13 protein-coding genes are annotated in these 20,092 nt (G+C 64.7%); 8 read left to right on the forward strand and 5 right to left on the reverse strand.

All coding sequences use genetic code 11. The features are described from left to right. The first annotated feature begins 240 nt into the window (after positions 1–240). The 6 genes from AU381_RS15290 to AU381_RS15320 all read left to right on the forward strand — a co-directional run bounded on the left by AU381_RS15290 (position 241) and on the right by AU381_RS15320 (position 7,632). On the forward strand, positions 241–1,137 hold the full coding sequence (locus tag AU381_RS15290) for a LysR family transcriptional regulator (protein ID WP_064242583.1): 897 nt from the start codon (positions 241–243) through the stop codon (positions 1,135–1,137). Positions 1,138–1,314: 177 nt separating this feature from the next. After that, on the forward strand, positions 1,315–1,794 hold the full coding sequence (locus AU381_RS15295) for a formate dehydrogenase subunit gamma (RefSeq protein ID WP_064242584.1): 480 nt from the start codon (positions 1,315–1,317) through the stop codon (positions 1,792–1,794). Further along, entirely contained in the window at positions 1,791–3,347 is a 1,557-nt protein-coding gene (locus AU381_RS15300; RefSeq protein WP_064242585.1) for a formate dehydrogenase beta subunit, read from the forward strand. The genes AU381_RS15295 and AU381_RS15300 overlap by 4 nt, the downstream gene beginning before the upstream one ends. A 229-nt stretch (positions 3,348–3,576) precedes the next feature. Further along, entirely contained in the window at positions 3,577–6,456 is a 2,880-nt protein-coding gene (gene fdhF / locus AU381_RS15310) for a formate dehydrogenase subunit alpha (protein ID WP_064242587.1), read from the forward strand. A gap of 8 nt (positions 6,457–6,464) precedes the next feature. Beyond that, entirely contained in the window at positions 6,465–7,370 is a 906-nt protein-coding gene (fdhD, locus tag AU381_RS15315) for a formate dehydrogenase accessory sulfurtransferase FdhD (RefSeq protein ID WP_064242588.1), read from the forward strand. 28 nt (positions 7,371–7,398) lie between these two features. Beyond that, positions 7,399–7,632, forward strand: a complete 234-nt coding sequence (locus AU381_RS15320) for a formate dehydrogenase subunit delta (RefSeq protein ID WP_064242589.1) — start codon at positions 7,399–7,401, stop codon at positions 7,630–7,632. Positions 7,633–7,897: 265 nt separating this feature from the next. Here the strand turns inward: AU381_RS15320 and AU381_RS15325 are convergent, their stop codons facing one another. The 4 genes from AU381_RS15325 to rocF form a co-directional block, all read right to left on the reverse strand. Next, positions 7,898–9,676: a methyl-accepting chemotaxis protein gene (locus AU381_RS15325; RefSeq protein ID WP_064242590.1), complete on the reverse strand. Its 1,779-nt coding sequence runs from the start codon at positions 9,674–9,676 to the stop codon at positions 7,898–7,900. A 521-nt stretch (positions 9,677–10,197) separates the two neighbouring features. Then, the gene (locus AU381_RS15330) at positions 10,198–10,677 is read right to left on the reverse strand and encodes a chemotaxis protein CheW (RefSeq protein ID WP_064242591.1); all 480 of its coding nucleotides are present in this window, start codon (positions 10,675–10,677) and stop codon (positions 10,198–10,200) included. Positions 10,678–10,874: 197 nt separating this feature from the next. Further along, a complete protein-coding gene (gene rocD, locus AU381_RS15335; protein ID WP_064242592.1) occupies positions 10,875–12,080 on the reverse strand; it encodes an ornithine--oxo-acid transaminase in 1,206 nt (401 codons plus the stop codon). 65 nt (positions 12,081–12,145) lie between these two features. Further along, positions 12,146–13,069, reverse strand: coding sequence for an arginase (rocF, locus tag AU381_RS15340; protein WP_064242593.1), 924 nt, complete (start codon positions 13,067–13,069; stop codon positions 12,146–12,148). A gap of 140 nt (positions 13,070–13,209) precedes the next feature. On the opposite strand from rocF, the gene AU381_RS15345 reads away from it, so the two are divergent. After that, positions 13,210–13,644, forward strand: a complete 435-nt coding sequence (locus tag AU381_RS15345) for an Lrp/AsnC family transcriptional regulator (RefSeq protein ID WP_064242594.1) — start codon at positions 13,210–13,212, stop codon at positions 13,642–13,644. Between the two features lie 79 nt (positions 13,645–13,723). Continuing rightward, positions 13,724–14,203: a VOC family protein gene (locus AU381_RS15350; RefSeq protein WP_064242595.1), complete on the forward strand. Its 480-nt coding sequence runs from the start codon at positions 13,724–13,726 to the stop codon at positions 14,201–14,203. 204 nt (positions 14,204–14,407) lie between these two features. Here AU381_RS15350 and AU381_RS15355 read toward each other — a convergent pair whose 3' ends face one another. After that, positions 14,408–20,029 carry a translocation/assembly module TamB domain-containing protein gene (locus AU381_RS15355; RefSeq protein ID WP_064242596.1) on the reverse strand — a complete coding sequence of 1,874 codons (5,622 nt, stop codon included), beginning with the start codon at positions 20,027–20,029 and terminating at the stop codon, positions 14,408–14,410. Positions 20,030–20,092 lie beyond the last annotated feature (63 nt).

Genomic DNA, 20,092 nt, shown 5'->3' on the forward strand with positions numbered 1-20,092 from the left:
GCGCGTTTTGCCCCTCATCCGCCTGCCGGTCCCTTCTCCCCGCACGCGGGGAGAAGGGAGATGCCGCCCCGTCCAAGTCCCCTCTCCCCGCCTGCGGGGAGAGGCTGCGGCGCCTCAGTCCCCTCTCCCCGCAGGCGGGGAGAGGGTTAGTCCTCGGGTTAAACCCGAGGAGAGGGGCGAACCCCGCGTGCGGATGAGCATTGGAGCAAGGGGCGGTGCCCATCTGCTCAAAGGCCAGGCATGATCGACAAGCTGGAATTCTTTCTCGTCCTCGCCCGTGAACGGCATTTCGGCCGTGCGGCGGAGGAATGCGGCGTGACGCAACCGACGCTGTCGGCGGCGATCCGCCAGCTCGAGGATCAGCTCGGCGTCATCCTGGTCAATCGCGGCTCACGCTTTCAGGGCCTGACGCCCGAAGGCCAGCGGGTGCTCGAATGGGCGCGGCGGATCGTCGGCGATACGCGCACCATGCGCGAGGAGATGCGGGCGGCGCGCAAGGGCTTGTCCGGTCACATCCGGCTTGCGGCGATCCCGACGACGCTGTCGATGGTGCCGATGATCACCGCGCCGTTTCAGGAGAAGCATCCGGACGTGACCTTTTCGGTGCTGTCGACCACCTCGCTGCAGATCCTGGCGCTGCTCGAAAATCTCGAGATCGACGCGGGGCTCACCTATCTGGAGAACGAGCCGCTTGGCCGCGTCACCAGCGTGCCGCTGCAGATCGAGCAATATCACCTGGTTACCGCCGCCGGCACGCCGCTGTCGGATCGCAAAAGCGTGACCTGGAAAGAGGTTAGCAATATTCGGCTTTGTCTATTGACGGCCGATATGCAGAACCGGCGCATCATCAATCAGCACTTTGCCGAAGCCGGTGCGGTTGCCAGTCCGACGCTCGAATCGAACTCGATGATCGTGCTTTTCTCCCACGTCCGGACCGGGCGATGGGCGAGCATCATGCCCTACAACGTCGCGAAATCATTCGGTTTTCACGAGGACATCCGGTTGATTCCGATCGTCGAACCGGACGTGCGTCACACGGTCGGCCTGGTCGCGACCTATCGTGAGCCGTTTACGCCACTGGTCTCGGCGTTGCTGCACGAGGCGCGCATGCTCAGCGAGCGCAACGTCGATCAATAGATTTTTTCTATCGACTGACGGAACAGCATTATTGACCCTTCTGCCCTTAAGCGCGAAGCTTGTTGCCTGTGCAGAGACCGAAGAGGCTCCGACTCTGCAGCAGCGCATGAAATCTAGCGTGTAGCGATCCAGCAAGACCTTGATTGCGACGCGCCGCGAGCCGGGAGGGCTCTTCGGGTGAACATTCATCTGCCTGGCGCAGACGTGACCGAGCGGACGCTGGCGATTGTCGGCGAACTCAAGGGGCTGGAAGGCCCGCTTCTGCCGATCCTGCACGAAATCCAGGACGAGTTCGGCTATGTGCCGCAGGAATGCCTGCCGGTGATCGCCCGCGAACTCAACCTGTCGCGCGCCGAAGTCTATGGCGTCGTCACCTTCTATCATGATTTTCGCGAACATCCGGCTGGGCGCCATGTACTGAAGCTCTGTCGCGCCGAAGCCTGTCAGTCGATGGGCGGTGACCGGCTCGCCGAACGCGCCAAGGCGCTGCTCGGCATCGACTTCCACGAGACGACGCCGGACGGCGCCGTGACGCTCGAGCCCGTCTACTGTCTCGGGCTCTGTTCCTGCTCGCCGTCGGCGATGCTCGACGGCGAGGTGCATGCCCGGCTTGACGAGGCGGAAATCGAGGCGCTGGTCGCGGAGGCACGCCGATGACCGTGAAGATCTACATTCCGCGTGATGCCGCAGCGATTGCGCTCGGCGCCGAAAAGGTGGCGACGGCGATGGCCGAGGCGATCGCCGCCCGCGGTCTCGATGCGACGATCGTCCGCAACGGCTCGCGCGGCATGCACTGGCTGGAGCCGCTGGTCGAAGTCGAAACCGCCGAGGGCCGCATCGCCTACGGTCCGGTGCAGACACGCGACGTCGCTTCGCTTCTCGATGCAGGGCTCACCTCGGGTGCCGCGCACCCGCTGTGTCTTGGCAAGACCGAGGATATCCCCTTCCTCAAGCAGCAGACGCGGCTGACCTTCGCCCGCTGCGGCGTCATCGATCCGCTGTCGCTTGACGATTACCGCGCCCATGGCGGCTTGCGCGGCCTTGAAAGGGCTATCTCGATGCAGCCGGCGGCGATCGTCGCCGAGGTCACCGAAAGCGGCCTGCGCGGTCGCGGCGGGGCCGGCTTCCCGACCGGCATCAAGTGGAAGACCGTGCTCGAGGCCGAGGGCGCGCAGAAATACATCGTCTGCAACGCCGACGAGGGCGACAGCGGCACCTTCGCCGACCGGATGATCATGGAGGGCGATCCCTTCGTGCTGATCGAAGGCATGGCGATCGCCGGCATCGCCACCGGCGCGACCAAGGGTTACGTCTATACCCGTTCCGAATATCCGCATGCCATTGCCGCCATGAGCGCCGCGATCGAGATCGCGCGTGCCGCCGGCGTGCTCGGCCAATCGGTGCTCGGCTCGACGCATGCCTTCGACATGGAAGTCCGCACCGGCGCCGGCGCCTATGTCTGCGGCGAGGAGACCTCTCTCCTGAACAGTCTCGAAGGCAAGCGAGGGCTGGTGCGCGCCAAACCGCCGCTGCCGGCCCACAAGGGTCTGTTCGACTGTCCGACCGTCATCAACAACGTGATCTCGCTCGCCTCGGTGCCGGTCATCATGGACAAAGGTGCCGCTTACTATCGCGATTTCGGTATGGGGCGGTCGCGCGGCACGATCCCGATCCAGATTGCCGGCAACGTCAAGCATGCCGGCCTTTATGAAATCGCCTTCGGCCTGACGCTCGGCGAGATCGTCGACGTGATCGGCGGCGGCACGGCGAGCGGCCGGCCGGTCAAGGCGGTGCAGGTGGGCGGTCCGCTCGGGGCCTATTTCCCACGGGCACTCTTCGACACGCCCTTCGACTACGAGGCCTTCGCGGCAAAGGACGGGCTGATCGGCCATGCCGGCATCGTCGTCTTCGACGACACGGCCGACATGCTGAAGCAGGCCCGCTTCGCCATGGAATTCTGCGCGGTCGAGAGCTGCGGCAAGTGCACGCCCTGCCGCCTCGGCTCGACGCGCGGCGTCGAGGTCGCGGACAAGATCGCCGCCGGCATCGAGCCGGAAAAGAACCGCGAGCTGCTCGCCGATCTCTGCAACACGATGAAGTTCGGTTCGCTCTGCGCGCTCGGCGGCTTCACGCCCTATCCGGTGATGAGCGCCATGACGCATTTCCCGGAGGATTTCAAGCCGGCGCCAAGGGTGGAGGCTGCGGAATGATGGCAGCGACGGCATATCGAGCTTTGCCCCTCACCCTAGCCCTCTCCCCGCTCGCGGGGAGAGGGGACACCCCCCTTGCGGTGGCGGCGGTTGAGCAGGACGGCGCGGCATATCCCTTCTCCCCGCCTGCGGGGAGAAGGTGGCGGCAGCCGGATGAGGGGCAGGCGCCGGTATCAGCGGCGGAGGGTAAGCCCGCTCCCGTGAACGTATCTTCCCAGGAGGCCCGTTAATGTCTCTCATTCATGAAATCGACTTCGGCACTCCTGCTTCCAAGTCCGAAAAGCTTGTGACGCTGACGATCGACGGGCGCGAGATCAGTGTGCCGGAAGGCACGTCGATCATGCGCGCGGCGATGGAGGCGGGCATCGAGGTGCCGAAGCTCTGTGCCTCCGACATGATGGACGCGTTCGGCTCCTGCCGGCTCTGCCTGGTGGAGATCGAGGGTCGCGCCGGCATGCCGGCTTCCTGCACGACGCCTGTGGCAGCAGGCATCAGCGTTTCGACGCAGACGCAGCGGCTGAAGGACGTCCGCCGCGGCGTCATGGAGCTCTATATCTCCGATCATCCGCTCGACTGCCTGACCTGTGCCGCCAACGGCGATTGCGAACTGCAGGACATGGCGGGCGCCGTGGGCCTGCGCGACGTGCGCTACGGCTATGACGGCGCCAACCACGTCAAGGCGCGCAGCAATGGCGAGATCAACCGCCAATGGACGCCGAAAGATGAATCCAATCCTTACTTCACCTTCGATCCGGCGAAATGCATCGTCTGCTCGCGCTGCGTGCGCGCCTGCGAAGAAGTGCAGGGCACCTTCGCGCTGACGATCAGCGGCCGCGGTTTCGACTCCCGCGTCTCCGCCGGCATGAGCGAGGATTTCGTCTCCTCCGAATGCGTCTCCTGCGGCGCCTGCGTGCAGGCCTGCCCGACGGCGACGCTGACGGAAAAATCGGTGATCGAGATCGGCCAGCCGGAACATTCGGTCGTCACCACCTGCGCCTATTGCGGCGTCGGCTGCTCCTTCAAGGCGGAGATGCGCGGCGAGGAACTGGTGCGCATGGTGCCGTGGAAGGACGGCCAGGCGAACCGCGGCCATTCCTGCGTCAAGGGCCGCTTTGCCTATGGCTATTCCACCCACAAGGATCGCATCCTCAACCCGATGATCCGCGAGAAGATCAGCGATCCCTGGCGCGAAGTCACCTGGGAGGAGGCCTTCGCCCATGTCGCCTCCGAGTTCCGACGCATCCAGTACCAGTATGGCCGCGATTCGGTCGGCGGCATCACCTCGTCGCGTTGCACCAACGAGGAGACTTATCTGGTGCAGAAGCTGGTGCGCGCCGGCTTCGGCAACAACAATGTCGATACCTGCGCCCGCGTCTGCCATTCGCCGACCGGCTACGGGCTCAACCAGACTTTCGGCACCTCGGCCGGCACGCAGAATTTCGACAGCGTCGAGCATACGGATGTCGCCGTCATCATCGGCGCCAACCCGACCGACGGCCATCCGGTCTTCGCCTCGCGGCTGAAGAAGCGGCTGCGCGAAGGCGCCAAGCTGATCGTCATCGACCCGCGCCGGATCGATCTCGTCCGCTCGGCCCATGTCGAAGCGTCGTACCACCTGCCGATCAAGCCCGGCACGAACGTCGCCATCCTGACGGCGTTGGCGCATGTCATCGTTACCGAAGGCCTCGCCAACGAAGCGTTCATCCGCGAGCGCTGCGACTGGTCGGAGTTCGAGGACTGGGCGGCCTTCGTGGCCGAACCCTATCACAGCCCGGAAGCGACCGAAGCCTATACGGGCGTTCCGGCCGAACTGGTGCGCGGCGCTGCTCGCCTTTACGCGACAGGCGGCAACGGCGCGATCTATTACGGTCTCGGCGTCACCGAGCACAGCCAGGGCTCGACCACGGTCATGGCGATCGCCAACCTTGCCATGGTGACCGGCAACATCGGCCGGCCGGGCGTCGGCGTCAATCCGCTGCGCGGCCAGAACAACGTGCAGGGCTCCTGCGACATGGGTTCCTTCCCGCACGAGCTGCCCGGTTACCGGCATATTTCCGATGATGCGACCCGCGAGATCTTCGAGAAGCTCTGGGGTGTGAGCTTGAGCAACGAGCCGGGCCTGCGCATCCCCAACATGCTCGATGCGGCGGTCGACGGCACCTTCAAGGCGCTCTACGTCCAGGGCGAGGACATCCTGCAGTCCGACCCGGACACCAAGCACGTGGCGGCCGGCCTTGCGGCGATGGAATGCGTCGTGGTGCAGGATCTCTTCTTGAACGAGACGGCCAACTACGCGCATGTCTTCCTGCCGGGCTCGACCTTCCTCGAGAAGGACGGAACCTTCACCAATGCCGAGCGTCGCATCAACCGCGTGCGCAAGGTGATGACGCCGAAGAACGGCTATGCCGACTGGGAGGTGACGCAGAAGCTCGCCCAGGCCATGCGGCTCGACTGGAACTATCGTCATCCGTCCGAGATCATGGATGAGATCGCCGCGACGACGCCGACCTTTGCGCTTGTCTCCTATGACTACCTCGACAAGATGGGCTCGGTGCAGTGGCCCTGCAACGAGGCGCACCCTGCCGGTTCGCCGATCATGCATGTCGAAGGCTTCGTGCGCGGCAAGGGAAAGTTCATCCGCACCGAATATGTGGCGACCGACGAGAAGACCGGGCCGCGCTTCCCGCTGCTACTCACCACCGGCCGTATCCTCAGCCACTACAATGTCGGCGCGCAGACGCGTCGCACGGAGAACGTCGTCTGGCACCCGGAAGACCGGTTGGAGATCCACCCGCACGACGCCGAACAGCGCGGCATCCGCGACGGCGACTGGATCAGGCTTGCCAGCCGTTCGGGTGAGACGACACTCAGGGCGTTGATCACCGATCGGGTCGCGCCGGGTGTGGTCTATACCACCTTCCATCACCCGACGACGCAGGCGAACGTCATCACCACCGACTTCTCCGACTGGGCCACCAACTGCCCGGAATACAAGGTGACGGCGGTGCAGGTGTCGCCTTCGAACGGCCCCTCCGACTGGCAGGTCGACTATGACGAGCAGGCCCGCCAATCGCGGCGGATCGCCGGCAAGCTCGAGGCGGCGGAGTAGGGAGCGGAATGGCAGGCAAACGATTTCCGGCTTCTCCGACTGCCGTCACGGTCGGCGCGGCCGACAGGACCGGATTCATAACGACCGCGACGGTTCCGGAAGCAGCGCGGCGCGCGGGCCTGCTCGTCCCGCAATCGCGCGTCGTGCCGGAGGAGACTCCGATTGCGCTGTCCTATGGCGGGTCGACGCATGCCGTGATGATGGCGACGCCCGCCGATCTCGAGGATTTCGCCGTCGGGTTCAGCCTGACCGAAGGCGTCATCACCGACCCGGATCAGATCGAAGCGGTCGATGTGGTCGCCGAGGACAAGGGCATCGACCTGCAGATCCGCCTCAGGGACGAGCAGAACGAGGCGCTGCGCCTGCGTCGGCGCCATATGGCTGGACCCGTCGGTTGCGGGCTTTGCGGCATCGAATCTATCGAGCAGGCGGTGCGAACGACGCCGGATGTGTCCGGCTCGCCGCTGAGGCTCTCCGATGCCGATGTCGTCAAGGCGGTTGGGCTGCTCAACGGCCAGCAACCGCTGCACATCGAAACGCGTGCGGTTCATGGGGCGGCCTTCTACGTACCGGGCGAGGGGCTGATCGCGGTGCGCGAGGATGTCGGCCGCCACAATGCCCTCGACAAGCTGACCGGTGCCGCCGCGCGCGCCGGCTTCAAGGGCGCGCAAGGCGCCGTCGTCATCACCTCGCGCGTGTCCGTCGAGATGGTGCAGAAGACTGCCATCACCGGCAGCCCCGTCATCATTGCCATTTCCGCGCCGACGGCGCTTGCCATCCGCACGGCCGAGGAGGCCGGCATGACGCTGATCGCGCTGGTGCGCGGCGATGAATTCGAAATCTTCACCCATGCCGAGCGCATAGAGCGGGATGAGGAAAAGTGTGCGCGCTTTTCCGCCCGCATTCCGCGCTGAACAACAATAGAGAGCGGAGCAGTCGCCGATGTCGCCTGAAAATCCCAACGCCAAGCTGATCTACATGGCGAACCAGATCGCGACCTTCTTTCAGAGCCAGCCGGCGGATGTGGCAGCGCAAGGTGTGGCGACGCACATCAACAGATATTGGGAGGTCCGCATGCGCCGCAAGCTGTTCGAGCACATCGACCGCGGCGGGGAGGGATTGAACCCGCTGGTCCTTGAAGCAGCACCGAAGATCCGCCGGCCGGAAGCGGCGTAATCGAAACCGGGAACCCCTCCCCAACCCCTCCCCACAAGGGGGAGGGGCTCCCGAGGCCGTAGCCTCTCCGTCATTCTTGATCGCTGCTGCAAGGCTCAAGCTTGGGAGGCGCAGTTAAGGCGCGGCAGGCGCCCCTCCCCCTTGTGGGGAGGGGTTGGGGAGGGGTATCTTGCGTAGTCCTCGACCTCACCTTTGAAAGCCATCAGGGAAGGTGGCCGCAGGTGTCACCTTCCACTTTCTCCGAGCGCGGCCTTCGGGATTGCGCTCAGAAATTCTGCCAGCCTTCGGCGACCGGAACGACTGCTAGGTTTCGCCTTTGGGCGCCTTTTGCCGCCCTCGCGGGATGAGACCGAGGCGGCGAGGCGGGCGCTTCGCGCATTTCGGACGGACCGCCATTGATCTCCTGGCCGATGCGGAATTGCCGGAGAAGGTTGTAAAGAGCCTCGGCCTCGCGCGACATGGCGTGGCTTGCAGCCGTGCTTTCCTCGACCATGGCTGCGTTCTGCTGCGTCGCCTGATCCATCGCGTTGACCGCCTGGTTGATTTCCCTGAGGCCGGTCGCCTGTTCTCGCGCCGCTTCGACGATCGCCGAGACGTTGAGATTGATGTCCTGGACTTGGACGAGGATCTGTTCCAGCGCCGCGCCTGTTTGTCCGACCAGTGAGACGCCGTTGCGGACGTGCTCGCCGGAGTTGGTGATCAGCGCCTTGATATCCTTTGCGGCGCTTGCCGAGCGCTGGGCGAGTTCCCGAACCTCCGTCGCCACGACCGCGAAGCCCTTGCCTGCTTCGCCGGCGCGCGCCGCCTCCACGCCGGCATTGAGCGCCAGCAGATTGGTCTGGAAGGCGATATCGTCGATCACGCCGATGATGTTGCTGATCTCGCGCGATGATTGCTCGATCTGGTCCATCGCACCGATGGCGTTCTTGACGACGAGCCTCGACTGTTCGGCTCCGTCCTTTGTCTTTGCCACCAGGTGGCCGGCTTCCTCGGCCCGGCGGCTCGAATCGGCGACCGTGGTGGTGATCTCGTCCAGTGCCGCGGCCGTTTCCTCGACGGATGCGGCCTGCTGTTCGGTGCGCTTCGACAGGTCGTCGGCGGCGGACCTGATCTCGCGCGCGCCGCCGGCAATGGCCCCGGCATTTTCGCCGACCGCTTGCATGGCACGGCAGAGTCGGACGAGCGCTTCGTTGAAGTCGGTGCGCACCGCCTCCATGCTCGGCACGAAAGGCGTGTCCAGGGATAGCGTGAGGTCGCCTTCCGCCAGCGCGCGCAAGCCGGCGCCGAGTGCGTTGATCGCCGCCATGCGTTCGCTGACGTCGGTCGCGAACTTGACCACCTTGTATACTTTGCCGTTGGGGTCGCGGATCGGGTTGTAGGCGGCCTGGATCCAGATCTCCTTGCCGCCCTTGCCATAGCGGACGAATTCGCCGGCGATGAACTCGCCTTGGGCAAGCCGTTTCCAGAAGTCGGCATATTCGGCCGTGCGCGTGTAGTTGGGCTCGCAAAACATGCTGTGATGGCGCCCCTCTATTTCCGAGTGGCGATAGCCGAGCGCGGAGCAGAAATTCTCGTTGGCGGTGATGATCTCCCCGGCCGGGGTGAATTCGATCACCGCTTGCGAGCGGGAGATCGCATCAAGTTTGCCCGCGTCTTCGGTGGCTTTGAGTTTTGCGTCCGTAATATCGGTGGCGAACTTGACGACCTTGTACGGTCTGCCGTTGCGAAAGACCGGATTGTACGTCGCCTGGATCCATATTTCCCGCCCGGCCTTGGTCACACGCTTGTAGGCGTTGCTGTCGAATTCGCCACGGCCGAGACGGGCCCAGAACTCGCGATATTCCGGAGTTGCGGCATAGTCGGCAGGGCAGAATATGCGATGGTGCTGGCCAACGATCTCCTGGAGGTTGTATCCGAGGGCTTTGCAGAAATTCTCGTTGGCGGTGAGAATATTGCCGGTGAGATCGAACTGGATGATGGCTTGCGATTTCGACAATGCTGCAATGATGTGCTTTGAATCCAAGCGTTTCGCAAAAGAAAACATGATGGTTGCCTCTCCAAACTCGTTCGCGTGCTAAATCGAAGTCAATACTGGATGAGTTCCTGATCGGCCGGGCTTGCGGCTGATCGGTATCTGCTCCCGGGAACAAGAACAGGATGTCTGGCGACTGTGTCTGGTCTGCCGCGCGCCGTCGCACGCAGGTCAGCGCTTGATGTCGGGGGGGAGATCTCGAACATCCGGGGCTTCATGCCCCTGGCTATTACACAACCTATATTAGATTTAATGAGTTAATGCAGTATTAAATAGTAATTATCAAATACCGGTTGCATAAATTTGCTAGATCATTGCCAGTTGTATTCCCAGGCGTAATTTGGCCGAACGGTTGTCCCGGCATGACAGCCGCAAAGCAAAAAGCCGTCTCGCAGGGGCGAGACGGCCTTGATCGATACGGAGCGTTCGTCTTGTCAGGCGAACAGAGGTCGCCCTGGCATTTTGAATTGCTGCATGTCTTTGCCCTTCGATCGGTTACGGTTCAAGGAGGCATGCAGTCGCATTGTCGTATGTCAGGCGGCGAGGTCTTCCACCTCGCGCTCCTTGAACATGCGGGCGAGGTTGAGGAAGCAGATCATTCCGTTCTCGTTGGCGATGATCCCTTCGGCGAAGCTCTTGTCGAACGAGGCGGTGACTTCCGGCACCGGCTGCACCTGACTGCCCTGCACCGTCAGGATGTCGGAGACGCGGTCGACGACGAGGCCGATCACCATGTTGTGGACTTCCGCGACGACGATGGCGCTGCGCTCGTTTGCGACGGTCGATTTCATGCCGAGCTTGTGGGCAAGGTCGATGATCGGAATCACCGTGCCGCGCAGGTTCATGACGCCGATCACTTCCGGCGGCGAATGCGGGATCGGCGTCGAGGGCGCCCAGCCGCGGATCTCGCGGATCGTCGTGGTCTTGACGCAGAATTCCTGATCGTGGAGGCGGAACGCGATGATCTCCAGCGTTTCGCCGTCAAACCCGGCCGATTTTAACGTGCCTGTCATTCGAAGCTCCTTCCGGCTTCCCGTCGGCGCCCGCGAGGCGCGACTTCGTGATGGGACCGCCGACGACATCCGGCGAGGCGCAAGCCGCATCATGCGCGGGGAGCCCGCCTTGCGCTTTGGGGGCATATTAGGCCGGCATTCGTTAAGACTTGCTTTTTCCGAAGCTTCGAGGGGAGCATTCCGCCCTGTGGCACGGCTCAGGTGGAAGCGAGTACCGCCGCAAACTGTTCGAGGGCCCAGTCGACCTGATCGGCGGTGATGACGAGCGGCGGGGCGATGCGGATCGTGTCGCCGTGGGTGTCCTTGGCGAGGATGCCGCGCTCCTTCAGAGCCTCGCAATATCTGCGGGCGCCGCCGGCCTCCGGCACGAGTTCGACGGCGAGCATCAGGCCGCGGCCACGGACTTGCCTGATGGTGTTGGAGCGAATGTCCGTCAGGCCCGTCATGAAGCGCTCGCCCATCAATCCCGAATTCTCGATCATGCCCTCTTCGGTAAGCACCCTGAGTGCCGCTCTGGCGATCGCGCAGGCGAGGGGGTTGCCGCCGAAGGTGGACCCGTGCTGGCCGGGTTTCAGGACGCCGAGGACCTCCGAGTTCGAAAGCACGGCAGAAACCGGATAGAAGCCGCCGGAGAGCGCCTTGCCGATCAGCGTCACATCCGCCTCGATGCCTTCGTGCTCTTCCGCCAGCAGCTTGCCGGTCCGACCGAGGCCCGTCTGGATCTCATCGAGAACAAGTGTGATGCCGTGCTTCGTGCAAAGCTCGCGCACCGCCGCAAAATAGCCGGGGGGCGGCACGATCACGCCGGCCTCGCCCTGGATCGGCTCGACTAGGAAGGCAACGGTGTTTTCGCTGATCGCGGCCCGGAAGGCGTCGATGTCGCCGAAGGGCACGATCTTGAAGCCGGGCGCGAAGGGCCCGAAGCCATCACGCGAGTCGGGATCGGTCGAAAAGCCGACAATGCCGATCGTCCGGCCATGGAAATTGTCGGAGCAGACGATGATCTCGGCCTCATCGTCGGCGACGCCCTTCACCTCGTAGCCCCATTTGCGGACGGCCTTGATCGCCGTCTCCACCGCCTCGGCGCCGGAATTCATCGGCAGCACCTTGTGCGAGCCGGTGAGTGCGGCGACCTCCTCGTAGAAGAGGGCAAGCTGGTCGTTGCGAAAGGCGCGGGAGGTGAGGGTCAGCTTCTGCGCCTGCTCCACCATCGCCTCGAGGATCTTCGGGTGGCAATGGCCCTGATTGACGGCCGAATAGGCCGAGAGGCAGTCGAGATAGCGGTTGCCCTCGATGTCCCAGACAAATACGCCTTCGCCGCGCGTCAGCACGACGTCGAGCGGCTTGTAGTTGTGAGCGCCGAGCAGATGCTCGGTCTCGATCAGGGCTGCCGTGGTCTTCATCAATCCCCCTCCGCTGTCTCCTTCCGGCCCGCAGCTTCGATCGGCGGGGCACGGATCGGCTATTCTCAGGCGCTCCGGGTCGGACGGTCAAGGATGCGGCGGCCGAAGAGGCTGGCAGTCAGTTCCACCAGGATGCGGGCGCTCTTGCCGCGGTCGTCGAGGAACGGGTTGAGTTCAACGAGGTCGAGCGAAGAGACGAGGGCGCTGTCGCAAAGCATTTCCATGATGAGATGGGCCTCGCGGAAGGTGGCGCCGCCCGGGACTGTGGTGCCGACGCCCGGCGCAAACTCCGGATCCATGAAATCGACGTCGAGGCTGACATGCAGCAGGCCATTGGCGGCACGCACCTCGTCGAGGATCTGACGCATGATAAAGGCCATGCCCATCTCGTCGACGGCGCGCATGTCGTAGACATTGACGCCGTGTTCGGCGATCTCCTCGCGCTCACGCGCATCGACCGAACGGATGCCGACCTGGTAAACCTTCTTCGGGTCGACGAGCGGCCGGTCGGCGGCAAGGATCGGCGCGAATTCCGCTTCGCCGCAGAAGAAGGCGACCGGCATGCCGTGCATGTTTCCGGATGGCGAGGTCGAGGGCGAGTTGAAATCCGCATGGGCGTCGAGCCAGAGCACGAAGAGCGGCCGGCCGACTTCGGCCGCATAGCGTGCCATGCCGGAGACGCTGCCCATCGAAAGGGCGTGGTCGCCGCCGAGGATGATGGGGAAATGTCCCTTGCGGGCCGAGTCGTGCACCGCGTCGTTGAGCGCCCGGGCAAAAGCGGAGACCATCTGCAGGTTGTTGGCGCCGGAATGGCTTGCAAGGTCGCGCGCCGGCAGCGGTCGCAGGTCGCCTTCATCGTGGACCGTATGGCCCAGTTCAGCGAGGACCGTGTCGATGCCGGCAATCCTGAGCGCCGTCGGGCCCATAGCCGCACCGCGGCGCCCGGAACCTTCCTCTATGGGTGCGCCGATCAACGTGATGGTCTTCATGTCCGCCTCTTCACTTCCTTCGAATCTGTCGGGTCGATGCCGATTATCGCCAAAAGCTGTGACAGCAAAAAGATGGAAAACTGCCGATAAGAAGGCTAATCTTAGCATAATGGCAGACGACATTCGACAAAGTGACGGAAATGGATGATCTCGACCAAGCCCTGATCAGCGCCCTTCGGCAAAATGCGCGAATCCCTGTTTCGACGCTTTCGGCCAGGACCGGCGTGTCGCGTGCGACCATTGCGGCGCGCATCGACCGGCTGGTGTCGAATGGCACGATCACGGCCTTCACCATACGGACCGGATCGGAAATTCCCGCCTCCGGGGTGCGGGCCGTCGTGATGATCGAGGTTCACGGCAAGATGGCCGACCGCGTCGCCGAGCAATTGCGCGGTCTGCCGCAGGTGAGGGCGCTGCACAGCACCAACGGGCGGTGGGATTTCATCGCCGAGCTCGAAGACCGTGACCTCGCCAGCTTCGATGAGACGCTGCGCCGCATCCGGCTGATCGACGGCATCACCGTCACGGAAACGAACATCCTGCTCAAGACGAGCAAGATGACCGGGGCTTTCTGATCGCCTCCTCAAGTTTGTTCTTGCTTTGTTCTGATGAACGATTAAGATGTTCCGTCTCAGCGAACAAGGGAGGAATGTCATGGCCATTTCCGGTGGCGGCCCAATGGCGCGGCAGATCTGCATAAAACTGTTCGTCAGGCACGGGGACGAGGAACGGGCAATCGCCTTTTATCGTGATGTCTTCGGTGCCGAGCTCCTCCAGCGCCATGAATGGCGCGGCATTCTGACGAGCGCCGATCTCAGCATCGGCGACTCGATCTTCCGTGTGGCCGGCGCCAATCCGCGCCGGGATGCCGAGCCGCACCTCGGCGGGCCGCGCTCGCCGCATGCGCTCGGCACGACCGCCGCGATCCTCGAACTGCATGTCGATGACGTCGACCGCGTGCTCGCCCGCGCGATGGGCGGCGGTGCCAGCCTGCGCAACGCTGCCGAGACCCTGCCGACGGGCGACCGCGTCGCCGCGCTCATCGATCCGTTCGGCCATATCTGGGCGCTGTTCACGGCCATCGACGAGGGCGAGCTGCTGGACGCGTTCGGGGTGGAGAGGAATGCGGCTTGAGCAAGGGTTGCGTTCTTGAGTGAAGACCCCTCCCCAACCCCTCCCCACGAGGGGGAGGGGCTCCGATGCCGGGCCCGCTTCCTCTCCTTCTTGACCGTTGCAGCCGCCTCATAGGAATTGGGGGACTGGAGCAGAGTACCGCCGGGGAAGTCCCTCCCCCTTGTGGGGAGGGGTTGGGGCGGGGTCTTTCAGCACAGGTCCCTCTCAATACTCCCGCTCGAAGAAGATGCCGCCGGCGGCCGAGCCGTCGCCTGCCGCCTCGCCCTTCAGCTTCACGCCGCGGCCGACATCGAGATTGATGATCGCCTTGCTGGAGGCCGAATCCGAGCCTTGCTGCAGTTCGAGATAGGTCCGGTCGTTGAGATATTTGCCGGCTCGAAGCTGGGCGCCGCCGCTCTCGTCGGTGGTGATGTCGAGGTCGTCGACGCCGAGCTTGTTGCGCAGCCCGTCGAGCAGCGATGTCGAGCCGCCGCCGGCAAGCTGGCTGACGGCGGAGGCGAGCTGGGCGATTTGGAACGCCGACAGGTTATTGAGCGAACGGTTGAAGATCAGTTGCGCCAGGATCTCGTCCTGCGGCAGCGCCGGCGAGGAGGAGAAGGTCACCGTCGGATTGTTGGCCGGCCCGGCGATGTTGACGGTGATGGTGGTCGAGCCGGCGCTCGAGCTCGCGTCGAGATCGAGCGTCGGAACGAGGTCGCCGCCGAAGCCGATATGGCCTTCCGTGAAGGTCAGCCGCTTGCCGAGGATTTCCAGCCGGCCGCGCCGCATGTCGAAATCCCCGGAGACGATCGGCCGGACGGCGGTGCCGCGGATCGTCAGGTCGCCACCGAGCTCGGCATCGATGCCGCGTCCGCGCACGAAGAACTGGCCAGGCGAGCGGACCGCGAGATCGAAGGCGATGACGCCGCCGGCGTTGACGCCCGCGCCGCCGGATGCGGACGTTTCCCTGCGCACGTCGCGTGCCATCTGCCGCACGCCGGCCGGCGCGTTCCTGTGCTGGATGTCGATCGCCGAAAGCGAGGTCGGCAGTTTTTCCGGGACGGTGATCGCCGCCTTGCGGATCGTCAGTTCGCCGCCAAGCACCGGCGTGGCGACGAGCGGGCCTTTGAGTGTAAGATCACCGGCAAGATTGGCGGTGAAGAGGGTGCCGTCGACATAGGTGGCGTTGTTGAGCCGGATCCGGAGGTCGGCCGGGAAGCTGGAACCGGCGGTGATGCCAACGGTGCCGCTCGCCTCGATCGATCCGCCGCTGGCGAGATTGCCGGTAAGCCGATTGATCGTCGCCTGCCTGCCGTCGAGCGTGACATTGGCCGCAAGATCATTGAGCGCCAGATTGCGCCGGACGTCGACAAGCCGCCCGCCGGCGGTCGAGATCGTGCCTGTGATCTGCGGCGCTTTCGCCGGCCCGGAGAGCGACAGATCGAGCTTCGCCGCGCCGGTGAGCGTGAAACCCTGTTCCGCCAGGGTGGCGGCAAGCAGTGCGAACGGTACGTCGCCGGCGAATTTCATCGACAGCGGCATGTTGCCGCCGACGTCGACATGGCCGCCGCCCCGGAAGGAAAGCCCAGCCGGCCCCGAGACGGTCGCGTCGAGCGTCACGCGGTTGTCGGCAAACCGCCCTTTCGCGGCGATGTCGAGTCCCGATACGCCGGCGCCGCGCGCGGCCGCAACCGAAGCGCCGCTCCATCTCAGATCGTAATTGACGACGGGCGCTGCGGCGGTGCCGCTGATCTCAACCGTTCCGTCGATCGTTCCCTCGGCGCCGAGCGTCGCCGCAAAGGTGTTGATGAGGGCGGCTGGCAAGGCATTGAGCTTCGCCGAGATGTCGAGCGTTTCGCCTGCGGTTCCGGCGACGGCGATCGTCCCCTTCGACGCCTGGATGGTGAGATCGCCGAGGCGGACGGTGCCGTTCTCGATAGCGAGGACGGTCGGCCTGGCAAGCTTCAGTGGCAATCTCCGAGGCGCTGCCGAAAGCGAAGCAAGGCGGATTTCGGTACGGCCGCCGGCACTCGCCAGATCGCCCTTGGCCGAGAGCGGGGCACCGTCATATTGGCCAGCGACCTCGAACCCGGTCCGACCGCTTTGTTGCTCAAAAGTCAGGTTAACGGCTGAGACGCGGTTCTGCCCCTGTGCGACGCTCTCGGCCTTGACGGTTCCGCGGATCGCCAGGGTCGCGATATCGGCGATGCGGATATCAGCCACGGGCCTGGTAACCGTCAGCGCGTCGCGCTTGATGCTGCCGCCGCTGGCCTTGACCGACACGGAAGTGACGCCGTTCGCCGTCGTGATCGCCGCCGAGCCCGAAAGATCGCCGGACGCCTTCTGGCCGGCCAAGGCGGCGACCAGTCCGAGATCGGGCAGGTTGAAGCCGATGGTGCCGTTCGGCTTGAAATCCGCCGTCAGGTCGATCGCGCCGGTCAGGCGATTGCCGCCGATCTTTGCCTCGAGTGTGGGGATGGATGTGCGCCCTTCCGCCGAAACCACCTCGGCCCTGACGTCGATGGGCTGGCCGTCGAGCCCGCCGGTCGCGGTCAGCTTCGCCTGAGGGCTCCCCGGTTTGACCGTCGCGTCGGCGGTGACCGTCAGGTCCGTCAGCGAGCGGCCGGCCAGCATTGCGCCGCTCGAGGTCAGCTCTCCCTTGACGGCGAGCGCCTCAAGCGGGCCGGAAATCTCGGCTTTGAAGTCGGCCTTTCCGTCCGCATCGGCGAGCAGCTTGCCGAGGTCGGGCAGCGTGCCCTCCAGATCGGCCGTCAGCTGACCTCCTGCGATTGTCGCCGAACCGTTGGCATTGACGGTGCCGGACTGGACCTCGAGGGCGCTCAGCTTGATGCTGCCATCGCCGCCAGTCTCGACCTTGCCGGAGACGGCAACCGGCGTGTCGAATCGCGTTGCCAGGCCAGCCGGCAGGAAGCTCGGCTCCGCGCGGACCTCGAAGTTTGCCGTTGCCGTTTTCTCGGCGCGGGCGAGGCTGCCGGTGAGATTTCCGCGGAAGCCGGGGCTTTCGATCGTCGTCGGGTCGAAGCTGATCGTCGCGTCCGTGACGGTGACCATGCCCTTTGCGGTCAGATCCTGCGCGGCAAGGCCGGCGGATCTGAGCGAGGACATGGAGGCGCCGCTCCAGACGAGGTCGTATGCGACCACCGGCGCCTGCGCATCGCCGTCGATGTCGAGGGTGCCGGCAATAGCACCTTCGGCGCCGAGCGTCGGCGCGAAAGTGTTGATGAGCATGGCGGGCAGGTCGCTCAGGCTCGCTCGGAGGTCGAGCCGGTCGCCGGCCGTGCCGGAGACGGCCACGGTACCCGTCGAAGCCTGGACGGACAGGCCGTCGAGGCGAGCCACGCCGTCTTCGATCGCAATCACGGTCGGTTCTGCGAGCTGCAGCGGCAGGCGTCTCGGTGCCGCCGAGGCAGAGGTAAGGCGGATCTCGGTGCGGCCGGCGTCGCTCGTCAGCTCGCCCGCCGCCCGAAGCGGTGCGCCGTCATAGAGGCCCTCGGCCGAAAAGCCGGTCCTGCCGCCCTGCTGCTCGAAAGCGACGTTGACGTCCGACACCCGGTTTTCGCCCTGTGCTACACTCTCCGCCTGGACGCTGCCCTTGATCGCAAGCCTGGCTATGTCTGCGATACCAAGGTCGACCACCGGTTTCGCGATCGTCAGCGCGCCGCGCTCTACGCTGCTGCCATTGGCTTTGATCACGACCGAGGTGACGCCACCGACGGTCTCAAGCGTCGCCGAACCGGTGAGGTCGCCGGAGGCCTGCTGGCCGGCCATGGCGGCGAGCAGGGCAAGATCGGGAAGGTTGACGTCGAGCTTGCCGTTCGGCTTGAAGTCGGCCGTCAGGTCGATCGCGCCGGTGAGGCTGTTGCCGCCGATTTTCGCTTCCAGCGCGGGAACGGAGGTGCGGCCGTCCTTCGAGACGACGTCGGCGCGAATGTCGACCGCCTGGCCGTCAAGCGTGCCGGTGGCGGTGAGCTTCGCCTCGGGGCTGCCGGGCGTCGCCGTCGCGTCGGCATTGATCGTCAGATCGGTCAACGTACGCCCGGCAAGCGTCGCGCCGCTCGAAGTGATCTCTGCCTTAACGCCGAGCTTGTTCATGGGACCGGAGGCGGCGGCCTGGAAGGCGGCGCTGCCCTTGGCGTCTGGCAAAAAGCGGCCGAGTTCCGGGAGTGTGCCCTTGATGTCCGCAGTCAGCGTTTCGCCGGAAAGGGTGAGCGAGCCGGAGGCTTCCACGGCTTCGGATTTGATCTCAAGGCCGCTCAACTGGACGCTTCCGTCCTCTTCGGTCACCAGATTGCCGTTGACGGCGATCGTCTTCTCGAATTTTTGCGCGAGCGCGGGCGGCAGGACGCCCGGAACGGCGAAGAGCTTGAACGCCGCCTCGAGCGTGGTGTCGGCGCGATCGAGACTGCCGGTGACGGAGCCGCCGATGCTGGCGCTTTCGAGCGTCAACGGGTCGAAACGGATGCTATCCGGCGCGATCGCGATCGTGCCGGCGAGCTTCATTGGCGCCTGTATGGCCCTGTCGAGATCGGCGCTTGCAAACCGGGTCTCGGCGATCTCCACCGTTGTCTTCAGCGATCCCGTCTGCGTTTCCAGGTTGAAGGAGTCGCTTTGTGCCGAGAGCCGGATGGCACCGAGATCTCCCTGAGGCAGGCCGAGCGAGGCGATGTCCGCGGCGATGTCGAGGATCGCCGACTGCCCCTCGCCGATCAGTGACAGGTTGGCCGTGTTGATCCGTGCCTGCAACTCTCCATCCTTCAGCGGCCATCGGAAATCGAACGGACCGTTCGTGCCGGCGACGCTTGCCTGAAGATTGTTCTCGCCGCGGCTGTCGACACTTCCCGAGGCGTTGAGCGTCAGGGCCCCGGTCGCAAGCTTGCCCGCGTCGATCCGGAACTTGCTCTTGCCGTCGAAGGCGGCGGTCAGGTCGATGCTGGTCGTCCCCTCGAAAAGCGGCCTGAAGGCGGCCGGCATCAGCCGGGCGAAAGCGCCGCCGCCGGTGAGCGCAAGATTGTGCATGCCGTCGGCCACCAGCACGTGTCGCCCTTCGAGCCGAAGAATCTCGCTGCCGTCGAGCGATGCAGTGCCGGAGCCCGTCCAGTCGGAGAGGGGCCCCTGTCCCGTGATCTGGATATCAACTGAGGGTTCCCCCGGCAGCCGCAGCAGCTTGGCGAGCAGCCCGCCCTTCGGTTCGGCGACTTCAGCCTCGAGCTTCAGCTCGTTTCCGGCTGGATTGAAGACGAGATCGGCGACGGCGCGCGCCTCCGGGCGGTCGCGCTCGGCCGCGTCGAAGGCGAGCGCGATGCTCGAGTTGGTGGCGTTGACCTTGCCTTTCGCGGTCAGGAACTGGTCCTTGCCGGCGATCGCCTTGCCGATCACGATCTCCTTGAGATCGAGGGCACCGATCTTCACGTCCACCGGCAAAGCGAGCGTCCGTCGCACTTCTCTCGTTTCGGCGGAGGGGATCGGCAGCCGTTCGAGGCGGACGGAGCCTGCCGAGATGTTGCGTGCATCGAAGCGCATCGACAGAAGTTCGGACGGCGTCCAGTTGACCGAGAGGTCGCGAACCTCCGCATAAGTCCCCTCGCTATCGAAGAGCGTCACCGTTCCGGCGGTGAAGTCGCCGGTGAGCAGCGCACCCGGATCGGAGATGCGGACGATCTGGTCGGGCGTTGCCGCATATTTTTCGATCGCCCAGGCGACGACGCGCGCGCCGGGCACGGTGAAGCCGAGAAAGGCGACGAGGAGAAGCAACGCGACGACGAGCACGCCGACAAGGGCGAAGATGTAGCGCAGCGCTGATCGAAATGTGCCGATGACCTGATTCATGTCCTATCCATAGACCATGTGACGCCGCTCTGGAATCGGCAGGACGGAAGCACCCGCGTCGGA

It is taken from the genome of Sinorhizobium glycinis (assembly GCF_001651865.1).
GTDB classification, from domain to species: Bacteria; Pseudomonadota; Alphaproteobacteria; order Rhizobiales; family Rhizobiaceae; genus Sinorhizobium; species Sinorhizobium glycinis.

Coding starts and splice junctions, on each gene's coding strand:
- AU381_RS15320 (WP_064242589.1), top strand. CDS start 7,399: ATGTCGCCTGAAAATCCCAACGCCAAGCTGATCTACATGGCGAACCAG.
- AU381_RS15350 (WP_064242595.1), top strand. CDS start 13,724: ATGGCCATTTCCGGTGGCGGCCCAATGGCGCGGCAGATCTGCATAAAA.
- AU381_RS15355 (WP_064242596.1), bottom strand. CDS start 20,029: ATGAATCAGGTCATCGGCACATTTCGATCAGCGCTGCGCTACATCTTC.
- AU381_RS15300 (WP_064242585.1), top strand. CDS start 1,791: ATGACCGTGAAGATCTACATTCCGCGTGATGCCGCAGCGATTGCGCTC.
- AU381_RS15330 (WP_064242591.1), bottom strand. CDS start 10,677: ATGACAGGCACGTTAAAATCGGCCGGGTTTGACGGCGAAACGCTGGAG.
- AU381_RS15290 (WP_064242583.1), top strand. CDS start 241: ATGATCGACAAGCTGGAATTCTTTCTCGTCCTCGCCCGTGAACGGCAT.
- AU381_RS15345 (WP_064242594.1), top strand. CDS start 13,210: ATGGATGATCTCGACCAAGCCCTGATCAGCGCCCTTCGGCAAAATGCG.
- fdhD (WP_064242588.1), top strand. CDS start 6,465: ATGGCAGGCAAACGATTTCCGGCTTCTCCGACTGCCGTCACGGTCGGC.
- fdhF (WP_064242587.1), top strand. CDS start 3,577: ATGTCTCTCATTCATGAAATCGACTTCGGCACTCCTGCTTCCAAGTCC.
- rocD (WP_064242592.1), bottom strand. CDS start 12,080: ATGAAGACCACGGCAGCCCTGATCGAGACCGAGCATCTGCTCGGCGCT.
- rocF (WP_064242593.1), bottom strand. CDS start 13,069: ATGAAGACCATCACGTTGATCGGCGCACCCATAGAGGAAGGTTCCGGG.
- AU381_RS15325 (WP_064242590.1), bottom strand. CDS start 9,676: ATGTTTTCTTTTGCGAAACGCTTGGATTCAAAGCACATCATTGCAGCA.